The organism is Pedobacter sp. 22163 (assembly GCF_052045595.1).
In the GTDB taxonomy this organism is placed as follows: domain Bacteria; phylum Bacteroidota; class Bacteroidia; order Sphingobacteriales; family Sphingobacteriaceae; genus Pedobacter.
This window is the reverse complement of record NZ_JBQEPM010000002.1, coordinates 921552-943598: the sequence shown is the minus strand read 5'-3', so window position 1 is coordinate 943598 and position 22047 is coordinate 921552. Positions and strand designations below refer to the sequence as shown.

Here is a 22047-nt window from a genome sequence, read left to right as displayed (position 1 = left end):
CTTTCTTAATTATAATCCAACTCTAACGCCAAGTTGAAACGACCTGAACTGAGGCTCAAGTGTGGTATCTACGCCCTGGCTAAATAAACTGCCTGAATTGCTAAATTCTGGATCATAGCCTAAATAATTGGTTACAGTAAACAGGTTATTAGCCGTAGCATAAATTTTTGCGTACTTAATGGCTTTTAGTTTTAAGGGTACATTATAGGTTACATTAACGGTTCGCAAACGTAAGTAAGAACCATCTTCTATCCAGCGGTCAGAAAAACGGGCATTCCCTACCGGATCGCCATAAGTAGCTTTTGGTACCAACGTAACTTGTCCATCACCTTTCCACCTGTTGCCAATATTTGGTGTTTGGTTGTAATAAGTACTTCCAGATTCTAGCTGCGCCCTGGTATAATTGTAAACGTCGTTACCGCTAACAAAAGTGATTAAAGCATCTAAACTCCAGTTTTTGTAAGTGAAGGTGTTGTTAAAGCTTCCAAATAATTTCGGATTAGGATTGCCAATAACGGTGCGGTCGGCATCGTCTATGATTTTATCACCATTGCTATCGGTAAACCTTATATCTCCTCCTGTAAATGGCACCAATGCTCCTAAGCTGTTGCGGCTAGATAATCCTGAGGCAGCAGCCTCTGCATTGGTCGCAAAAACACCATTGGTTTTATAACCGTAAAACTGATTGGCTGACTGCCCAACCTGGCTGATGTAAGCACCACCCGCATAACTGGTTATAACTGAATTTCCATCAGGTAAACTGGTAATTTTATTGGTTGATGTACCGATGGTTAAACCCGCATCCCATTTTAATTTTTCATTTAGAATCCGACCGTTTAAGGCTAAATCTAAACCATTTGTCTGCATGCCACCATTATTGTTGATAAAAGAAGCAGTACCCGTAACAACACTCAGCAATTGATAGCTTAGCATATTTTTAGTGCTGTTTCTCCAATAATCTAAGCTGATGCTTAAACGCTCACTAAAAAAGGAGCCATCTATACCAGTATTAAACTTGCGTACGGTTTCCCATTGTAGATTGGGGTTAGCAAAATTGCCGGTTACGATACCCCTGATGCCCAATACATTTTGAGAGGTATAATATTTTCTGGCGGTATAATTCCCAACATCATCATTTCCAACTAAACCATAGCTCATTCTTAATTTCAGCAGGTCAACGCGCTGTAAATTGCGCATAAATTTCTCCGAAGAGATTACCCAGGCAGCACCAACGGCGGGTAAAACGGCATAACGGCTTCCATTAATCCTCAAACCATCGTCGAAGTTTAAGAAACCCTGGTCGGCCTTTGCACCAAAGCGCGAAGAACCATCAACAGCCATTGAGAAATTAACGAGGTATTTATCGGCGTAACTATAATTGGCAGACAGGTAATTGTTCAGCGTACGCCATTTCCCAATATCGCCACCAAATGTTCTAAAAGCGGCATTACTGTTCCCGATGCTGATCAACTCATCTGTTGCAGAGTTAAAACCCAAAGCATAGTCCTGCTCGCTTTCGCTCTGCGAATAGCGTGTGCCTACAATTGCATGTAATTTGCTATAAGAGCCAAAAGATTGATCGTAAGTTAAACGCAGATCGTTAAACACATTAAAAAACCTTCCTACCTGTGTACCCAAACGGCTATCGCCTACATAATTGGAAAGCGTATCGTTGGTTACCCCTTTTCTTGGAATAAAAAGCGTTTCCTGTGTTTTATCGTAAGTTACACCACTTAGGTTAGATAGTTTAAAGTTTTTGTTGAAAGTAAAATCGAAATTGATGTTACCATAAAATCGATAAGCCTTTTTTAAATTTTGTCCTTTCTCGATTAAAGCTCTTGGATTACTCACCTGTAAAGTATCGTAATCTGCTAAATTTGGTGAAACTGCCCCAGTCGAATTTATTTCATTTCTGGCCATAAAAGGCGATTTAACCAAAGCTAAAAACAGCGGGTTGGTTACAGGAGCAATTCCCTGATCTTTTAAACGCTGCTCGGTATAAGTAAATGATAAACTGGTGCTTCCCTGCAGTTTTTTAGTCAGGTTTAAATCACTATTAAAGCGTGTGCTGTATTTTAAATTATCGGTACTATCAATTACACCCCTATCTCTGGCATAAGCAGCAGACAGTGCATACTTTGCAATATTATCACCACCGGTTACCTTTAAAAAATAGTTCTGATCGAAACTGCTTTTTAATACCTCATTCTGCCAGTTGGTTTCGTTGTGGTATTTAAAATAATCGGGATTGGTTGGACTATCGTTCATATAAGGTTTTGCTGCAATGGCACTATTGCTTAATCCCTGACTTTTTAAAATATCAGAAAGATATAACCTATAATCAGAAGCACCCATTACAGGTAAGTTTTTAGGTTTGAAATTAAAACCTGCGTAACCAGAAAAATCGATATTGGTAGCCAGATCGTGTGCACGGTTGGTTGTAATTAACACCACTCCATTTGCCGCTTTCACCCCATAAGTAGCTGCCGAAGCTGCATCTTTAATAATACTGATGTTTTCAATATCCCGAACATCGATAAATTGAAGCGGGTTGTTAACATGGCCTTTAATTAGTGAAGCACCGTAATTATTGGCATCAAAAATCATCCCATCAACCACATATAAAGGTTGATTTGTAGCATACAACGAGTTAAACCCTCTAATGAGCACATCGGCACCTACTCCAGGTGTTCCTGAGCGCCTGGTAACTTTAACCCCTGCTGCCCTGCCCTGGACGTAACTCATAACACTTTCAGAATTACTGGCCCAGTTACCTTGCAAACTCACATTACTGATGGCGGGTATTGCCCTTGCCTGAGAAACCGTACCTATGGGCGTAACTACCTCATTATAAACCGAGGCAAATGATAATGGGTAAAGTTTGGTCCTGATTTCTTTATCTTTGTAAACTGGTAATACTTTGGCTTGGAAACCATTACCTGAAATAATAATGCTGGCCTTATAATCGGGTACGACTACAATAAACCTTCCTTTTTCGTCGGTAATGGCGGCGTTAAAACCAGTAACCGTGATATTAATGCCCACTAAAGGCTTATTGGTATTCCCATCGAGCACAACTCCCCTTATTTTTTCACCCTTAACTGCGCGGGCCTTTACTTTTACGGTAGTGGTATCTGTTTCGGTTTTCATCGAATCTACTTCCTGTGCCTGTGCAGCTAAGCCAAACACCAGTAAGCAAAGCAATATGCCCCAAACTTTTTTTATCGTTGTAAAATTATACATAGTATTTTTTTTGAAAGCAAGATTCATAATTAAGGTAAAACTGGTTCGAAGCGTAGATAATCCAATATGAGCGTACTTACATTTACATTCGTACTGTTTGCAGCGGTCAACCTCACCTGAAAATTGCCAAACTGTGCTGGCGTATATTCTCCTAAATAGGTTTCGTTATAGGTTAAGGGATTTACCAGATGGGTATAAAACAAAGTATAACTTACTGTGGCAGGGTTAAAAAAGAAATAACGCTGTGTAAATGCCACAACCTGTGGGTCGCCGGGTAAACCAGAAATAGCCCTTGCGTAAACTTTATATTTTACCACTGGCAAGTTGGCTTTAGTATAAAACACGCCAAATTCGGCATACTTGTGGTCGTAAACCTCGATATCGTTAAAGGTTTTCCCTAAATTATCGAGTTTTGTACGGTATAAAAGCGTACGTGCAGCACTAATGGCTTGTGGTTTTTCACCCTCAATTTTAAATTCTGGAACTTTATCCTTCAAACGAAAAGGCAGTGCATTTACCACGTGCACCATCCCGTTACTGGCACGATAAGAACGGATAATATTAACCTTATTGATCGGCACTTTTACCCCTTGTAAAGAAATCAGTGTATCAGGTAACTTTTCAATTGGATAGACGCCTTTAACGGTTAAATCTTTTACCAAAAAGTAGGAAGCATTCAAATTCGGATTTGTACTTGGATAATAGGCTGAAAGTTTTTCCGATTCGGCTGTAAAAGCGGCATCCTGCAATATAAAATAAGTGTATTGCTGACTTTCGTCTCTCAGATCGGCTACATTTACCCAGTAAGTATTTCTGGATATCATGGGCGGACTGGGGGCAAAAATTGGGTTTCCCAATGCATTATAACCAATAACAGTAGCATTTGCGGTATCGATAACGGTAATCGACAGATTATTAATATAGTTTTTTTGCAAAGTACCATCAGTACTGCCGAGCATATAATCCCAAATATTCTGTTTGGTTGGAACAGCCTGATCTACGGCATACAATACCCCATTTTTCACAAACTGGCCAGCAGCAGAAACAGTGCCTTCTTCAAATTTAGTGCTGGTAAAAACACCAAACTTATTATTAAGCAGTTTCAACCTTGTGGTATCGCCTTCTTTGTTTAATGGATAAGTAGATATTGCAATGTGATTGGCCACAAAATCTTTCAATTTTGCGAGATCAGAAACAATTGCTGCATCTAAACTGGCTAAAGCCTGATTGGTTGGTGCCCAAACCGTATAATTTTGCGCACCTGCAAGCACTTTATCATAACCTGTAGTTTTAACATAACCGTTAAAAACACTTAGGTTCGCCTGGGCATCTAGCTTTTGCGCAAGATCTAAACTGTTATCTACATTGGTAAGCTCGTTATGAAGGTCCAGGTTATCCTTACAGGAATATAAAACTGCACTGATACTGAGCAGGACAGCATATATTATATATTTTCTAGTCATTATTTATATTATTAGTTCTATAGCTCAATTAGTTATGGGCGTTTATAAACCAGGCCCGAGGGACTAAATCTTGGATAGTTCTGATCATCATCAATCGGAATAAAGTGAATCATATCCATATTCATAATTCCACTTCCATTGCCACGCAGTGTAGTAAACCTAACCCAGTGTTTATCAGTAGTTTTGATGTCGACCACACCAGCCAATTTCCCGACCATAACCGACCATTGGTTATTAACTGATATGGGCTGTAAACCATTTACACCATTACTTACATCGGCTGTGGTAGCCATATAGCGTTTAAAGCCGTTGGTTAACATTAATCCATCTGCTGAAGGCAAGGCTGCATTGGCAGTAGGCACACCAGAACTACCTAATGTTTGCGCAAAATCGACCAAATTCGGCAATAATTGCTCTTGTGTTGTGCCCACATCTACCCCAACCTGCGTAAGCGGTCCGGAGACGTTGTAGGTATGACAGATCCAAACTTTGTATTTACCTTTTACCAGCATAGGGGTCCTGATTTCCATCCAGATAGAACGTGCAGTATTACTGGTGGTTGGATTAAATTGAATTACATCCCTGTTGGCATAACTCCTGCCATCAGATGCACCGATTGGCGTTGACGACACGGCATAAACAGGACCAATTGTATTTGATCTGTAAGCATCAAGCCTGATACCTGCAGTAATTAATTTTCCGTTTTGTAAAAGCTGAATGGTTTGTCCAGGCGCCCGCCAGGCCGCTAATAATTTTAATTCTGGCTGATCGCCAATATCGAAGAAAACGCCCGTAGGTACCCTAGGTTTAATTTTGTAAAAACCTTTCGATTCGTGCAAAACCCCGTTAGAAGTAGTAACATTACTAAAAGTTCTGTTTACTTCTACTCCGGGCTCAATCACACCATTAAATTCATCATCATTTAATAAGATTTTCGTTCCAACTAATTTTGTGGTTATAATTTCACTCGGCACCAACGTTGCCAAGGAAGGCGAAGAAACAATATCGGGTGTATAACTTGCTCCTGTTGAAATGTGGTAAGCTACGTACATCCACAAACTATCAGTATGGCTTTTCGGATTACCTGTTTTTGAAAGTTTGGCTTTTAAAGCAGCATAGTTATTAAAACCAGCAGCTTGTAATGCCGAATCAGATTCTAAAATTACCGTCTGGAAACGGCGTGTAGTATCAGGAATTACAGATTGAACATAGTTTAACGAGTCGTAAAAACCAGTTTCTTTTAAGGCATGGGTAAAGATGCTATACCTGGTATTGCCTTCGATAGTTGAAGCCAGCGTTTTAGTTGAAGGGATTAATACATGATCGATAACATGGATGATTCCATTCCCAACCCGAACATTCGACTGGGTAATGAGCGCCTGTTTGTTAATGATAAAACTACTTACGCCATCTTTAAAAGTAACACCGGTTTGCAGATACTGGCCATACAGGGTGATCTGGGTTAACTTACCGTCGGTAAATTTGCCTGTAGCCAAGGTATCTGGCAAAACGTGGAAACGAACAACGTCTTTCAGTTCTGCAGCTGATAATTGGTCGACTGCTGTTTTATTTAAACTTTTTAACCAATCGTTAACTGCATTATTATCAGGAGTAAACATGGTGTATTTACCATACGCTGCCAAATAACCTTTTGTACCCGATCGCTCTAAGATTTGGGTAAACAAAGAAAATTTTTCTGGATTTTTCTCTAAAAACCCGGTAATGTTTACATCATCAGTGGTACTTAATGTTAAACTTTCTCTTTTGCAGGCATTAATCACGAAGATTATAAATGCGCTGAATATAACCAAATAGGTAATGTTGCGGATGTCTAATTTCACTTTCATATCACTTATTCTATTTAGTGTAAAATGGATTTTGTACGAGATTAGGATCGGTAAATAACTCACTTTGATAAATTGGCAAGTAATGGCTATTGGGATCTCTAAATTTAGTAATGGCCGATTGTTGAAGTGTAGGCGATACTGTTTTGGCTGCAAGATCTAACAAAATATCAATGCGGCTATAGTTATTGCGTTTGGCGTGACGTAAAAGGTCGAACCATCTTTTGCCTTCAAAAGCAAATTCTCTGGCACGTTCGGCCAAAATATAATCGCACAAAGCTTCAGTTTCTGAAGGGTCTACAGTAACTTTCGTAGCATTTACAGCATCACGTCTTAATCGCAGTTCATCAACCAATGCCAAAGCTTCTACACCACCTCCGGTTAAGGCCAAAGCTTCGGCTTTAATCATCATGATATCTGAATAACGGTAAGCCTGCCATTTTACATAAGATGGATTTTCTGTGCCATATTTTTGGATGGTAAAAGCCGAACTATAATAAGAGCCTGGTCTGATATCATAGTTATTATCCGGATCAACGTCATCTGGAATAAAGATTTCGGTACTCAAAAACGGAGATCCGATAAAACGCCGTCTGGTGTTTACCAATAAAGTATAAAACGGGTTTTCAATCGCCTGGTCGAATTCAAATATGGTTTCGATGGATGAACCTTTAAAAAACACATTATTGTACCAGCCAGAACCTGCACCAACAAGGGCAAATCTTTGCGAACTGATGATTTTATTACACTCAGTAATACAGTTCGGATAATCTTCCATCCACAGGTACACATCGGCCAGCAAAGCATTTACGGTAAATTTTGTTACCCTACCCTTATCAAACCTTGTGCTACCATAAGTGGTAACCGCTCCTTGTTCTGCTTTTTTTAAGTCGGCAACAATCTGTTTTAAAATATCGGCCTGTTTGGTTTTCGGCAGATCCTGTAAATCGGTATCCTTTACGGTGGCGGTTAATTTTAAGGGTACATCTCTAAAGGTACGCAACAGGTAAAAATACATGAGGCTTCTTAGTGTAAGCGCTTCTGCCACATAACCGTTCAATGCTGCATCGGTAAAAGTGGGATCGGTAGCTTTAACGCCAGGCGCAAAATCGAGCACTGTATTGCAATAGTTAATGGTGCGGTAAAATGCTGCCCATCTTGCTGTTGTATTGTCCTGGGTAATATTTACATTGATAATATCCGTTTCTTCTGTTGTAATACTAGGCCCGCCTGCAATCATATCGGCCCTAAGCTCACCATACATAAACATGTACTCCAATAAAGATTTATCACCAATACTGGGAGGAGGTGCCAGTAAAGAGGTGTAACAACCGGAAACCGCTGCTAAAACATCTTCTTTCGTTTTCCAGAATTCCTGTCTGGTAATTCCATCCCTAGGTTTAAGATCGAGCCATTTGTTGCAAGAGCTACTCATTACCAGCATCATTACTAAACAAGTGCTATATAAAATATTTTTCATCAGTTTGAATTAAAAGTTAGCAGTTAAACCGAAAGTGATTGTTTTAATTGGCGGCGTGGTAGAATTATCTATCACCGTGTTGGACCCATTTAACTTAATTGGCACTTCAGGGTCCTGACCAGTATATTTAGTAAATGTTAAGATATTCTGAACGGTAAGATTGGTGGTAAGCGATTTCATACCCAATCTCTTCATAAAGGTTTTGCCAAAGTCGTACTTTAACACCACCGAGCTCAATCTTAAAAATGATCCATCTTCAATGTATCGGTCGGAGCCTAAAAAGTTATAGCCCGTACCATACATGGCTCTCGGCATATCGGTAACATCTCCTTCTTTTTTCCACCGGCGCAATACTGCTGTACTTTGGTTGTTAAAACCATACATATTGGTGGTGTTAATTTTGGTACCGTTAATAATATCGTATCCGGTACGGAAAGTAAAGTTAAAACCTAAACGAAGGTTTCCGTTGATGGTTAGGTTAGATCCAAATCCTCCCGTTAGTTTCGGGTTGCCATTACCCAGGTACACAATATCTTTATAATCGATGTTCCCGTCATGGTTGATATCTTCATACATGGCATCACCCGGTTGGAAAACATAATCGATAGATGGATAAGCAAAACGCATGTAAATTTTATCGCCGTTCGGCCCAACAATCTGGTTTCCACTCTCATCCAATGCAACAGTTGCGTTTTTATCAGGATATACACCTTTAAATTTGAAGCCATAAAACGACCCGAAAGGATTATTTTCCTGAACAAACACTTTGTACACATTGTTGCTGGTTACCCTACCTTTGTTTTCTCGAGGGTATAGCGGCGAAACCTCACGGATTACGTTTTCGTTGTGCGCGATATTGAAGGATAGGTCTAATCTTATCTTTTTCTTTTTGATCACCGTAGCATTCAGGTTTACTTCCCAGCCCTGATTATCCATAGTGCCCACGTTCATATCAACCCCTCCATAACCGTTATAACTTGCTACCTGTAAACCCGGATAAAACAGATCTGTTGTACGTTTACGGTATAAATCGAAATCGAGGTTTAAATTTTTAAAGAGGTTTAAGGTAATACCGAGGTTGGACTGTGTAACAGTTTCCCATCTTAAATCGGTTAATTCCATATTGGTAGAGTATACGCCGGCATTATCCAGGTAACTAAACCCATAATTTTGGTAAATATTAAAATAAGAATAATCGTTTCTTGGCACATTGCCACTTTTACCATAACTCGCCCTTAAACTAAAATCATCTACATATTTATTGGCCTTCTTCATAAAAGGTTCGCCAGATATCCGCCAACGGCCAGAAACTGAAGGAAAAATGCCATATCGGTTAGCGGCACCGAACCTGGAGTTACCATCGCCCCTAATGCTACCGTTAATGATATAACGGTCTAAAAATTTGTATTGAACGTTAGCCAATAAACCAACTGACCTGGTTTGCCCTAATGATGATGATGCAGAACCTGTGTAATTGGTACGGCTATCAACAGAAGGGTCGGATAAATACGATGATGCCGTATTGGTAGAAAACAAGTACTGCCCAGTCCTGCGGCTATCTTCACTATCGAAGCGTAAAAAACCTATAATGTCGTGTCTATCGTTCAGTTTCGGTGTATAGGCCAATGTCATACTGGTGTTCATGGTGAATGAATCGCCATCCGCATCTGAAGCCATATTAACTACTGATTCGGTATAAGGGCGGCCTGTTGCAATCTGTGGAAGGAAAGTTTTTACTTTGGTGTTATTAATATTTACCATAAAACTTCCGTTTAAACGCAGTACGCTTGGCAAAATCTCGTACTGTAAACTAAATTTTGGTGTAATCCGTTCGCCCAATTGGTGGTTACTGCCTGCAGCAGCCATAGCCAATGGATTAAAAGTTCCGCTTACCTTTTCCTTTTTATCAGAGTTATAGATGAATAAGCCTTGGGCTGTTGCTGCAGGACTGAAAAAGTTTGAAGTTAAATTTCCATACTCATCGTACTCGTAAATGCTCTGGTTAGGCATTTTGGTATAAGCAACATCTCTAACGGTCTGCGTAAAAAGTCCGTTCTGATCGATGTGTGTGTATGAAATATCAGAACTGAACCTGATTTTGTTCGACACCATATAATCTAAATTCACCCTTGCCGAAACACGGTTTAAATCGGTGCCAATGGTAGTACCTGTTTGGTTAAAATAATTTACCGAAGCCCGGTATCTCGCTTTTTCACCACCTCCAGAAATAGATAGGTTATGATCTTGAAGGTAACCTACCCTCGTAATGACCGATAACCAATCGGTATTATTGCTGTAATTATAGTAATTATAAGGATCGTTCGGATCATATTGAAATTGTTTTGCAAATTCTGAAGTAGAAAACTGACGGCCAGCATTATAATATTCTTCCAAAACGAGTGATGAATACTGGTTACCATCCAACATTGGGATCGGACTTGGCTGTTTAGAATACGAACCTTTAAAGTTATAGGAAATAGCTGGCGGGCCAATTGAACCTCTTTTTGTGGTAATGATCAATACACCGTTTGCGGCTCTCGATCCCCAAATCGCTGTAGCCGCGGCATCTTTTAGCACACTAATTTCTTTAATATCAGATGGGGCAATATTTAATAACTGACCGTAATTGTTCTCATCAGAGGTGGCAAAGTTAAAATCAGAAGGAATGGTAATGTCGTAAGGCATACCATCCAATACAATTAACGGATCGGTTGCGCCATTAATGGAAGATGTACCGCGGATCCGGATCTGCATCGGCGCGCCCGGATCACCCGTACTGGCGGTAATATCAACCCCTGCCATGCGGCCTTGCAAGGCCTGGTCGATTGATGCCGATTGGAGATCTTCGAGTTCTTTGGCATCGATGGTAACCGTAGCCGAAGTCTGATCGCGTTTATCGATCGTCATTCCACTTCCATTGTTTGTTTTGGCTCGTGAAACAATCTGAACTTCATCCATCTGATTTTCAGAAGGTTCCAACTGGAAATTAATTACTGCTTTATCGATATTAACAGGTGCTGAAGACCTATAACCAATATATGAAACCGAGATCCTATAGGTTTTATCTGCTACCGGTAAAGAATAGTTTCCATCAATATCTGTCGAAACGCCTTTAATTACCCTTTTGTCTTTATCAACAATTACAACAGATGCACCAATAATGGGCTGCTTATCTTTTTTATCAATTACCTTTCCCTTTACATAGTTAATTTGTTGTGCATAGGTTAGGGGCGATACCAACAAACAGCATAGTAAAATAAAAAAACTATAATTATATTTTTTAGTCATCTCGGTTTAGAATTGATATTTTAAATAAGAATTGATTTGGTGAATCACCGTTCTGTTAGATAACACGTTGCTCCTATCGGTTGTACCCAGCAAAACATTCACAGAAGTATTGGTTACATCTCTTAGCGTGAGTGTATTTGTGGTATTGGTAAATACAGTAACCTTGGCTGCATCTCCCGAATCGTTTTTAAGCAAACTTTCAAAAGAACCTGTTTTCTGTCCGTCGCTTGCTACTGTGCTTTTAATAATATGGTATTGGATAAATTTGGCCACTCGGCTAATGTCTCCTGCATCTGTTGGCGCATAATTTGGCGTTCCGTTGGCTAGTTTTGGTAATAATCCAGCGGTTACCGCAGCTTGTATAGCCGCATTTGTAGGAATGAAAACGGTGTAAGCGCTTCCATCGGTAACCCCTTGAATTGCGCCTGTAGCAGCCGTATAAAGCGTAACGTTATTTTTAAGGTATTGAAAGAAAGCATAATAAGGATCGGTTGTTAATGTACCATATTTTTCGATATGCTTGCTTACCGGAAGTACAGTGTACATCAGTACTTTGGCAGCATAGGCATCAGCTCCATTAACAGCTGTGGCAACCGAATCGATCTTAATACTTTTATCGGCAAGTGCTGGCAGATCTTCTGTCCCAGCAGAAGAGAAAAAACCGTTGTTGTACTTAATGTATTCACCACCCGAAGTTTCTAAAATACCAGCTGTTGTAGCAAAATTTGGTACAGCACGGTCACCCAGTGGGATAATATGCGTTTGCAAGAGTCGCCTTAAAATATTAAGATCGCCTCTAATTGGCGATGAAGGATAAAATGGATCGTATGAAAATCCTAAATTTACCAAGGTGGCATCGGGAATTGGGATAACAATATATTTTAATGAGGCCGTTTTAATTGGAATAGCATAGCCCAAAACATCAAGCGCCTGTTTCATAATGTAATAGGTAGGATCTAAATTTACCTTCCCATAAACAGTTGAAAATACATTGGCATTTTGGGCAGCATTTACGCCATAAAACAATCCATTACTTAAAAACTGTTTGTCTACCACATTAGCAGGAGTAAGTTTCGTGGCTTCGCCCAAAAAGCTGTTAACCGTATTAAATTTGCTTGGCCATACTGTAGTTCTGTATAAGTGGGAATTGATAAAATCCCTGATAATGTCGGATCTTAAAGAAAACAGTTCGTTCAGCTGTGCTTTATAGTTTCCTGGCTGTAACCTGTTTTTTGCATAATATTTTAACAGCACTTTTGCATAGGCCTCAACCGCGTCATCGGTTGGTGCAAAAATGGTATACATACCAATCTGTGCATCGTTGGCATCATCTTTCAGGTAATTTTCGTTATTAGGCGAAAAACCAAGCAATACGCTATAGTTTTTAACGTAAACATTATCACTTTTCCCCGTTAACACCTGATAACGGTGGGTAATATCAGTATTCACATTATAGCTTACATATTTATCCAAAAGGGATTTGAAGGCACCATATTGTGCTTTAGCACCAATATACTGATCGATGCTTTGTGGCGGTGTAAGCACCTTATCTACAATGTGGATTACGCCATTTTCGGCTACAATATCTTGCTCGATAATTTTTCCAGGGCCTACATTTTTTCCGGTATATTCAGTATTTGGATAAAAATAATTATAATCTAAAGCGCTAATGCCCGCAAAAGTGACGAAGGGGCTAAGAAAATAGGGCAGGTTTTTATTGTTAAAATCGGTTGGCAAGTATGTTCCGTTTCGGTTACCCGCAATTACCTTTATCGCTTTACCATCATTGTCTACGCCATCATAAACAAAATCGTAATAAACAGTACGTCGCCTAAAACCGACATTTTTAACGAAACCTTTTGCAGTTAAATTATCGCTTAAACGTTCTACTTTTTCTCCATCATAGGTCATTGAATAACGTACAATTGCCGAAGCGAGCGTTGCATTTATCTCGGTTAAGTTGTTTTCGGTCATGTAAGTGGCAAAAGCCACATCTGTTGGTGCAAAAACCGTCCACGATCCTGCTTTGCTTAAGGTTTCTTTATAGCCCGATTTATCTATACACTCTAAAAATCTGGTAAAATTCCCTTTGGCCTGAAGTTGTTGATAAATCGGATCGGCTAATGTTTCAGGACGGCCATAGAACTCATCAAATTCTTTTTTCCGGCAAGCGCTGAGAATGAATATAATCGTCAAATTAACGATTAAAAATTTTTGTAAAATTTTACTCATAGCAATTTCATTGGATAAACGGCCATTAAAATACTGGGCAATAAAAAGCTATGGATCTAAATCAATTAGAAATTAAAGAATGCAAAAACTGACTTAAAAGGGTGAGTAGATTTTTACTGCATAGAATGATATTAACGTTCGTTAATTAAATTTTGGTTAAAAAGTTATTTGGTTAGTGAATTATTCCTTAAATATATAAAGGCAGAACAAAATCCCCATCCTGTACTATCCTGTCTTCTTACTATAAAATATTATCATAAAAAGATAATATTAATCTTCAGCTCAGGTAAATCGTTTTAAGCAAGCCTTAATGCCTTTAAAAAAAAATAAGCAATAGCAGTACTGGTCAAAAAAAACATTAACAGTACAACAAATAAGACAAAATGTGAGGGCTATTCTGCAATTAGCAGTAGCATGTAATGTTGTTCGGCTTAAAGCTATTTGATATTCATCCATCCTTTTGGGATAGAAATCACGCAGATATTCATCGACCGGTTGTCTTCAGACAACATCGCAGATTGGATTTCGATTTTTTTACCATCAGGACTCATGGTAGGATGCGGATGATCTGCAGCTGTTTGCTTATGTCCGGCCGAAAGCAGTTTCATTTCACGCGTTTTCCTATTAATCAGATAAATGCTTCTCGAAAAATCGTCGCCAACGGCCCACTTTCCGTCTGGAGAACCGCTTACATGCCAAAGCCCGCTACCCGTTGGCGTTTGTCCTTCAATTCTCATTTCCCTTGTTCTTAAATTTACAATGGCCAGCCCGGTAGGTTTTTCGCGGGTGCCTGATGGTCCCCAGGCATTTTCTTGTCCGGGATTGGCACCGTTCACCTCAGTTTGTGGGGCAGATACAGCACCAGTTCCAGGTATAGGTCTGTGCCCCATAATGGCCATGGCTACTTCATCACGCGAAATGATGGCTTCGTGGGTAACCCATTCATAATCGGCCTCTGGATATAGTGGCCGTAACCCTGTTCCATCAGCCAATACAGTCCAGGTTCGCTGTGGGGATTTCCCTCCGGTTTCCCAGCAAAAAACAATTTCGCCGGCCAGCCAGGGATTGGTCTGTATATGCCCTATCTGAAACGGAACCGAAACTACATATTTGATTTCGCCGGTGTGGATATTCATCCCCGCTATACCCGATGGGCCAGCGCCCATTTTCCGTGGTCCAAAGTTCGGTTCCAGTTTAATTCCTGCAGCAAGATGTTTAGCCGCTTCTTCTTTACCCACCCTGAAATAAGCCCAGTTTTCGTCGCCATCAAGCGCCATATCGCCACCTGCACCTATTTCTTCGGGGGTAGTTCCACAAACACGCTCGTAAGCCGATATTGATTTCATTTTGCCAGTTTTACTATCGGCAAATACCTTAGCGAGATCTACCTCTATAATTTTTACTGCGCCTCCTATGTGTTTGCCCGAATCAATATTCCGCATAAAATATAGTTTCATCGATTTTCTGGCCACATTCAACATGCCGGTGTAGCCACCTTCGGTAACCTGAACAAGATCTCCCGTCTGCTCATTTACCGCCATTGCTTCTCCCTTAACCCTGCCAGATCGGAATATCAACCATCGTCCATCAGCAGTCCACTGATTATGTGTCTGATAAATCTTCGAATCTCCTGCCGGCGTGCTGGTTAGAAAAGTAAGTACAGCACCCGTAACCGGATCTTTAAGCACTTTCTTTTCTGAAGGAAAACGTTTACCAATCTGTGCGTAGCCTGGCTGATGATTAAACGCTAAAATGCAGGTAAAAACGGCAATAAGAAATGAACAGGATGTATATTTCATCTTTATTTTGGTTAAATGCGGTGTTGATTATTTGTACATCTGTACCGAACTATCGTTTATTACGAAAGGGTGCGTTTGTAACAAACGATAAGTTTCTGCTCCTGCTAAAAGCACCGGGCCATAGCTATGTGCCGCAAAAACATTTACAGGCCTGTAATAATAAAACGCAGGATCGAACCCCATGCCTGTACCTACACAGGTACCTTCTACCTGACCGTTTGCATTTATTTTAGTGCTCACTGCGTTCCAGGCCAACAGCGCCATAGGGCCATAGGCTCTGGCATCAAGCCAGCCTTTATTTACTGCACGGGCAATGCAATAGGTATAAATCGCGGTAGCAGAAGTTTCCAAATAAGAATCGTTACGATCTAAAAGCTGATGCCAAAAACCTGTTCCATCCTGCAAAACTGCCAAACCTTTTACATGTGCTTTTAACATTTGCAAGATATAGGGTCTACCTGGATGGTTTACAGGCAAGGCATCCAGCAGTTCTATTTTTGTCATAAGTGCCCAACCATTTGCCCTCGCCCAATGAAACTGCGGATGGGGATCCATGTCCTGAACCCAGCCATGCATATACAATCCTTTTTCTGGATTAAACATCCGTTCGGCAAACAATCTGTATTGTTTCACCGCTTCGTCAAAATATTTTGTATCACCGGTTAGTATGCCCATCTGCGCAATTGCAGGCAGGCTCATGTAGAGATCATCAAGCCATAACGTATTGGGCTGTGGCCTGTTCCTGGCCAATGTACCGTCTTTCAAACGGAACTCTTTGGTCATAATGTAATTTAAATAATGATCGATAACCGGGCGGAGATCGGCTTTCACCTCTCCTGTTCGCTGCGTCTTAATCATTGCTGCAGCAATAGAACCTGCATCATCCAGTGCATGTGGATCTATTACCGAACGAACCGGTGTTACTGCCCCTTTATTTGTTTTTAAATATTTTTGATAAGCAGAAACAACATTTGCCAAAAAATTAACCCGCTTTACGGTATAATCTTTAAATTTTTGATCTCCTGTTGCAGTAGCAACCTCCAGCATCCCCGTATAGGTAACCCCCCATTCGTAACTCGTTAACCGATAGTCTCCTGGTTTAAATATCGAAATGGAATCTGCCTTTTTTAAATCCGAAACCACTTTTCCAGAAACCTTACCTATCAGTTCGAAAGGGGTCGTTTTATCCAGGTAGTTAAAAACACGATCAAGCGATACTTTAATATCTGCCATTTTTGTTTCACCATAAGGTGTAACATAGGCCGGTTTTAACAGATGTAGTGGCGAGGTAACATCATTCCCTTTATGTTCTACATATTGAGCAAAAGCTGGTACGCCGGCGCATATCGCAGAACAAAGGAATAATATTTTAGATCCCGAAGTTTTAATCAGATTGGTAAAAACAAACATAATAGGTGGCTCAAGCTATATCATTGCTCCTAAATGGGAACAAAACATATAGGGGTTTATAATTGGTTAATCAAGCCAATCTATCATAATTTAAAAAAAGAAGCAACCTGCTCTGTCCTGCTTCTTCCGTAAAGAAATTATTACAGTATTTATAGAGCCTGTTTAAATTTGACGCAATTATTTTTACTTTTCTAATATTTTTGTCACACTGAGGGATAATTTATTGTATAAAAATCAATATGAATGACGCATATCTTTTTTTGCCCAGAGGCTCATCCTTGCCTCGGCTCGCCGCCGCCGATGAGGCTCTTTCTTTTTGCTGTCAAAAAGAAACAAAAAACACCGGCTGAAAATTTTTCTTTCAAAGCTAGTGGGTTGGCTGGGCCGGTGGAGCCCGAAAAATTTGTTAGGCCGGATTTAAGTAGAACGGGATACCGTGCTATGGCCTAGCTGGATGGAAATGAGACAGCAGCTAAAATACTGATTAATAGTTTTTTATGGAATAACGTCAATGGTAGCGGAGTCGATTGCTTTTAATATATCTAAAAACGGGTCTTCGACTCCGCTCAGGCTGACATACTAATAATTTATAGGCTCATATAATATGTTTTGCGCATATTTTTTATGCTTTGGATGTATTAAACAGGTTTTACAGCTACAAGCTGCATTTCTTTTTCCTTTCCACGGAGCTTAATTGCGCCTAACATTTGCGTGGTATAATGGTCGGTTAACTGGAGTTCTTCAATTAGCGCTATCGAAACCAGCATCTCCTGGTTAAACTCCTTGCACATATTCTGAATTCTTGAAGTGGTATTCAGTACATCTCCAGAGTAGGTAATATCGCGTTTTATAATCCCTACTTCGCCTGCTATAATCTTTCCGCAATGAATACCTGCTTTAAAAGCAGGCAGTAAACCATATTTTCCAATGTACTTATCCCTCAGCAGTAATAGATGCGCTTTGATATCAAAAAAACAATTGATGCATTTATTGTTTCTTAATCCTTCATCATAGCGCCAGGCAATTACCACTTCATCGCCCACATATTGGTATATTTCTCCCCTATTTTCTAAAATAGGATTGGTAATATCGATAAAGATATCTTTTAATAATTCGTGGTATTTTTTATCTCCGAGGCTTTCGGCTATAGATGTTGATGAATTTAAGTCGAGAAACATAAAGATCCGTGATTCTTCTTTGGGCGTATTGTATTTTCCCCTAATAATATCCCAGAAAATCCCTTGTCCAAACTTACTGTTTATCTGTAGCAGCAACTGCGTTATGGAAACCACGATGGCCCACACCAATCCGTTTTTTAAAAATCTTTTCGAATCACCCAGTTCATAGAGGCTCAGTATCTCGTTTACAATCAAAATAACGCCTAAAAACGATCCGGCAACAATTAAGAGGGTATAGCCGTAAGGCTTATCGTTATATTTTACATTTACAAAGAATACGAGCAAGCTTCCGCCCAACAGTGCCCCAAACAAGCCAATAACTGCATTTAGTACAATTGAAGAAATTAAGGTATAACCAGGCGCTGGCCCTAAAGAATTTCGGGTATGCAGCACAAGGTCTTCAAAAATGGCAATTACCATTCCAGCCATCACCCAGGCAAGGATAATGACCAGTAACTGCTGAAGTTTCTGCTGTGTTTGGCGATTGATTTTTACTGACATCGTGATTTTATTCAAAACGACTGATCCAATATACTTTAACTTTTCACTAAAATAATGAATATAATCCTTACATGTGCCTTACTTAAACAATTGAAATAGCAATTACAAGCTAATGCACAAAAACTGTTCGCTGCCGCACAACGACTGTTCGGAAATGAACATGCGTAAACGAGTAATAATTAAAAAACAACCATTGCAGAGCAATTGAAGTAACATTTGCTTTTTGGCACCCGCTTGGTTAACCACGAAACTGAATAATGTGTGTACAAGCTGGTTTAAATTAACAAACCACTATAACCTCAGCAAATTTTAATATTTAAATAAAAAACACGATGAAAACCTCAATTAAAACGCTAATCGTTATTGCATCTGCAGTAATTACCTTAACGGCTGCCCTTCCAAACAACTTAAGGGCTGCAGAAAAAAACACGACAATACTTTACAAGATTCAAAACTTTAGAAGGATTATGATAAAGGGAAATGTAGAAGTGATGCTGGTACAGCGGCCCGCTATTGGAATATCTTTTTCAGATGATAATGCAGGAAGTGTGAAAGTTACCCAGCAGGGCGAAGTGCTACGCATTACCGGACTCAATAAAGAAACGTGTAAACTTGTTATTTATGTAAACGACATCTATCGCATTGAGGCTGATGAAAATGCTGTAGTAAAAACAGAAGCAAAGCTCAGCACTAAATTTCTTCAGATCATTCTTAAGGGAAATGCCTTTGCCGATATCGATACCAGTAGTGAGGGCTTGTATACTGAAATTCTCGACAATAGCACATTAAAACTCAAAGGCAATACCAATCACCATACGCTGGTTATGGGCAAAGCACCAAATTTAATCATCGATCGTTTTGCTTCCGCCCATACAGACGTTAGCCGGGTGGGCGTTACAGCAGAAGAAACTGTTGCGCTTGTTCATCCTCAATTCAATAAATGATAGCGGCTTTAAAAGTAAATCATCCTCACGAATAATTTTGCTAATCACACAAAACAACCAATCGGAACAGTTATTTTTTCTATTTTGCGTTCGAAATAAAATTTACCTCTAGACTAAATAACATCATTAGCAAATGAAACTCTCCGAAAACTTGCAAAAATTATTGCCATATGGTTACCTGTTCCTTGTGGTGATGGGGATAATAAAAGAAAGCATTTTTTACTACCAGATCGGTATAAACATTTTAAAGTATACCACAATTATGGATGTACTGATCAGTCCAGTGGCAACACTAACCTCTCATCCGGTGGTAGTAATCGTTACGACAGGCTTCATTCTGCTCGCTTATGCTTACCCGGCCTATCTGGCAAAGCGCAGGAATAAAAAGTGGGCACAAAATCTTTCTGGCCTAAAAAACCCTGAAACACTTAGTGAAGAGGAAGTAGAAAGCCACTTTTCAAAACTTTTCACTATTATTTTTGCTATCGGACTACTATCGATGTTTTTGGGAATTGGCCTTGGACAAGGGAAAAACTTATCAAAACACATCCGCAATAACGAACTCAAATACGATCGCAAGCTGAATTATTCGAACGACGAATCTGAAGACATTTATTTGATCGGCACAAATAGTATTTATTATTTCTACCTATCCAAAGGAAACAGATCAATTAAGATTGCGCCAATTGGTGCTGTAAAAAATTTAGAAATTCCAATAAAAGCTTCGATTAGCGCTAAGTAGTAATCTTATTTCTAAATAAAGTGTTCAGTATTTCTCATTTTCAAATATCTTATATTTCCCTCCAGGACCCTAATCAATGTTGCGAGGGCTCTTCATCCGATAGTTATCGGATGACGATTTTTCTACTAGGATCTGTCTATAGTAGCCTAGTCGAAAGGCATTTATTTGCAGTTATCAATCTGAAGAAGTCTTCGACTACGCGCTCCACAGGAGTCCTTTGAACAGACTGACGCCCACTAGTGCTTATTTAACTTTGCTCTATTTCCTTCAGGCTATTCATTTTCTTATAAGCTAAGAATCCTTTAATATCTTCAAAGTGTTCACGAACGCGTTTATTGCCAAACTCAAACACTTTTTTCACCAATCCATCTAAGAAATCCCGGTCGTGCGATACCAAAATCAAAGTACCATCAAAATCTTTCAACGCGTCTTTAATAATGTCTTTGGTCTTCATGTCCAAATGGTTGGTTGGCTCATCCAGGATTAATACATTTACGGGTTCTAACAACAATTTAATCATGGCCAAGCGGGTTTTCTCGCCCCCGGAAAGTACCTTAACCTTTTTTGTGGTATCATCACCACTGAACATAAAGGCGCCTAAAAGGTCTTTGATTTTTATTGAGCCGTCGCTTAACGGAATTTGATCAATGGTTTCGAATACCGTTAGGTTTTCATCCAGCAATGCAGCCTGGTTTTGGGCAAAATAGCCAATCTTAGCATTATGACCTACTTTTAAACCGCCTTCGAAATCAATCTCACCCATAATGGCTTTAATCATAGTCGATTTACCTTCACCGTTTTTCCCAACAAAAGCCACTTTTTCGCCCCGTTCGATCACCATAGATGCTTTTTCAAATACCACATGATCGCCATAAGTTTTAGTTAGCTCTTCTACCATTACCGGGTACTGACCTGAACGTGGTGACGGAGGAAACTTCAATCGTAATGCCGAAGTATCTACTTCATCGATTTCGATCACTTCAAGTTTCTCGAGCATTTTTACACGCGATTGCACCTGTAGAGTTTTAGAATAAGTTCCTCTAAAACGATCGATAAATTCCTGGTTATCGGCAATAAAACGTTGTTGTTCTTCGTAGGCTTTCAATTGGTGTACGCGGCGCTCGGCACGCAGTTGGAGGTAATGGGTGTATTTGGCTTTATAATCGTATATCCTGCCCATGGTTACCTCAATAGTACGATTGGTAATGTTATCTACAAAGGTACGATCGTGCGAGATTACCATCACCGCTTTTGCCGAATTGATCAGAAAATCTTCCAGCCATTGAATACTTTCGATATCCATGTGGTTGGTAGGCTCATCCAGTAAAATGAGGTCGGGTTTCTTTAATAAAATTTTGGCCAATTCGATACGCATACGCCATCCACCTGAAAACTCAGAAGTTTGGCGGGTAAAGTCTTTACGATCGAAACCCAAACCTTTTAACACTTTCTCTACCTCTGCATCATAATTGGTTTCTTCAATCGAATAAAATTGCTCACTTAACTCCGATACCCGTTCAATAAGCTTCATATAATCGTCACTTTCGTAATCGGTACGGATAGTCAGTTGTTCATTCAGCTCATCAAGCTCTTTTTGCATCTGGTTTACCTCTGCAAAAGCTTTCATGGTTTCTTCAAAAACAGTGACATTGTCGTGAGTGAGCAAATGCTGTGGCAAATATGCAATTACAGCTTCTTTCGGACCTGTTACGCTGCCAGAAGTAGGTTTAGCTACATCGGCAATGATTTTTAAAATGGTCGACTTGCCTGCGCCATTTTTACCCATTAAGGCGATTTTATCGTTCTCGTTTATCGAAAAGGTTACGTCGCTAAAAAGGGTGGTTCCGCCAAATGAAACGGAGATGTTATTTACATTAATCACGATTGGGAATATTAAATTCGCGGCAAAGATAAAGGAAAGCG

Annotated in this window: 12 protein-coding genes; 2 read left to right on the top strand and 10 right to left on the bottom strand. The window is 39.7% G+C overall.

All coding sequences use genetic code 11. The features are described from left to right. Positions 1-9 precede the first annotated feature (9 nt). From ACTJKN_RS08415 to ACTJKN_RS08375, 9 genes are all read right to left on the bottom strand, one after another. Positions 10-3243 (bottom strand): SusC/RagA family TonB-linked outer membrane protein, encoded by a 3234-nt coding sequence (locus ACTJKN_RS08415; protein WP_440824011.1) that lies wholly within the window; start codon positions 3241-3243, stop codon positions 10-12. 29 nt (positions 3244-3272) lie between these two features. After that, a complete protein-coding gene (locus ACTJKN_RS08410; protein ID WP_440824009.1) occupies positions 3273-4706 on the bottom strand; it encodes a fasciclin domain-containing protein in 1434 nt (477 codons plus the stop codon). A gap of 32 nt (positions 4707-4738) precedes the next feature. After that, positions 4739-6553, bottom strand: coding sequence for a fasciclin domain-containing protein (locus ACTJKN_RS08405; RefSeq protein WP_440824007.1), 1815 nt, complete (start codon positions 6551-6553; stop codon positions 4739-4741). A gap of 10 nt (positions 6554-6563) precedes the next feature. Continuing rightward, a complete protein-coding gene (locus ACTJKN_RS08400; RefSeq protein ID WP_440824005.1) occupies positions 6564-8030 on the bottom strand; it encodes a RagB/SusD family nutrient uptake outer membrane protein in 1467 nt (488 codons plus the stop codon). A gap of 9 nt (positions 8031-8039) precedes the next feature. Further along, the gene (locus ACTJKN_RS08395) at positions 8040-11318 is read right to left on the bottom strand and encodes a SusC/RagA family TonB-linked outer membrane protein (protein ID WP_440824003.1); all 3279 of its coding nucleotides are present in this window, start codon (positions 11316-11318) and stop codon (positions 8040-8042) included. A gap of 6 nt (positions 11319-11324) precedes the next feature. Beyond that, positions 11325-13550, bottom strand: coding sequence for a fasciclin domain-containing protein (locus ACTJKN_RS08390; protein WP_440824001.1), 2226 nt, complete (start codon positions 13548-13550; stop codon positions 11325-11327). Positions 13551-13987: 437 nt separating this feature from the next. Next, positions 13988-15349, bottom strand: a complete 1362-nt coding sequence (locus tag ACTJKN_RS08385) for a hypothetical protein (protein WP_440823999.1) — start codon at positions 15347-15349, stop codon at positions 13988-13990. A gap of 27 nt (positions 15350-15376) precedes the next feature. Next, entirely contained in the window at positions 15377-16759 is a 1383-nt protein-coding gene (locus tag ACTJKN_RS08380) for a glycoside hydrolase family 88/105 protein (protein ID WP_440823997.1), read from the bottom strand. A 638-nt stretch (positions 16760-17397) separates the two neighbouring features. Then, positions 17398-18438, bottom strand: coding sequence for an adenylate/guanylate cyclase domain-containing protein (locus ACTJKN_RS08375; protein WP_440823996.1), 1041 nt, complete (start codon positions 18436-18438; stop codon positions 17398-17400). A gap of 332 nt (positions 18439-18770) precedes the next feature. Here ACTJKN_RS08375 and ACTJKN_RS08370 point away from each other — a divergent pair, with 332 nt between their 5' ends. Both ACTJKN_RS08370 and ACTJKN_RS08365 read left to right on the top strand, forming a co-directional pair. After that, entirely contained in the window at positions 18771-19382 is a 612-nt protein-coding gene (locus ACTJKN_RS08370; RefSeq protein ID WP_440823994.1) for a GIN domain-containing protein, read from the top strand. Positions 19383-19515: 133 nt separating this feature from the next. After that, positions 19516-20124 carry a hypothetical protein gene (locus ACTJKN_RS08365; RefSeq protein ID WP_440823992.1) on the top strand — a complete coding sequence of 203 codons (609 nt, stop codon included), beginning with the start codon at positions 19516-19518 and terminating at the stop codon, positions 20122-20124. A 247-nt stretch (positions 20125-20371) separates the two neighbouring features. On the opposite strand, the gene ACTJKN_RS08360 is transcribed toward ACTJKN_RS08365, so the two are convergent. After that, complete coding sequence (locus ACTJKN_RS08360; protein WP_440823990.1) at positions 20372-22006, bottom strand: ABC-F family ATP-binding cassette domain-containing protein; 1635 nt, start codon at positions 22004-22006, stop codon at positions 20372-20374. Positions 22007-22047: the final 41 nt, after the last annotated feature.

Excerpts from the sequence above, each read along its gene's own strand:
- ACTJKN_RS08400 (WP_440824005.1), bottom strand. The coding sequence starts at position 8,030 with ATGAAAAATATTTTATATAGCACTTGTTTAGTAATGATGCTGGTAATG.
- ACTJKN_RS08405 (WP_440824007.1), bottom strand. The coding sequence starts at position 6,553 with ATGAAAGTGAAATTAGACATCCGCAACATTACCTATTTGGTTATATTC.
- ACTJKN_RS08390 (WP_440824001.1), bottom strand. The coding sequence starts at position 13,550 with ATGAGTAAAATTTTACAAAAATTTTTAATCGTTAATTTGACGATTATA.
- ACTJKN_RS08415 (WP_440824011.1), bottom strand. The coding sequence starts at position 3,243 with ATGTATAATTTTACAACGATAAAAAAAGTTTGGGGCATATTGCTTTGC.
- ACTJKN_RS08365 (WP_440823992.1), top strand. The coding sequence starts at position 19,516 with ATGAAACTCTCCGAAAACTTGCAAAAATTATTGCCATATGGTTACCTG.
- ACTJKN_RS08395 (WP_440824003.1), bottom strand. The coding sequence starts at position 11,318 with ATGACTAAAAAATATAATTATAGTTTTTTTATTTTACTATGCTGTTTG.
- ACTJKN_RS08370 (WP_440823994.1), top strand. The coding sequence starts at position 18,771 with ATGAAAACCTCAATTAAAACGCTAATCGTTATTGCATCTGCAGTAATT.
- ACTJKN_RS08410 (WP_440824009.1), bottom strand. The coding sequence starts at position 4,706 with ATGACTAGAAAATATATAATATATGCTGTCCTGCTCAGTATCAGTGCA.
- ACTJKN_RS08375 (WP_440823996.1), bottom strand. The coding sequence starts at position 18,438 with ATGTCAGTAAAAATCAATCGCCAAACACAGCAGAAACTTCAGCAGTTA.
- ACTJKN_RS08385 (WP_440823999.1), bottom strand. The coding sequence starts at position 15,349 with ATGAAATATACATCCTGTTCATTTCTTATTGCCGTTTTTACCTGCATT.
- ACTJKN_RS08380 (WP_440823997.1), bottom strand. The coding sequence starts at position 16,759 with ATGTTTGTTTTTACCAATCTGATTAAAACTTCGGGATCTAAAATATTA.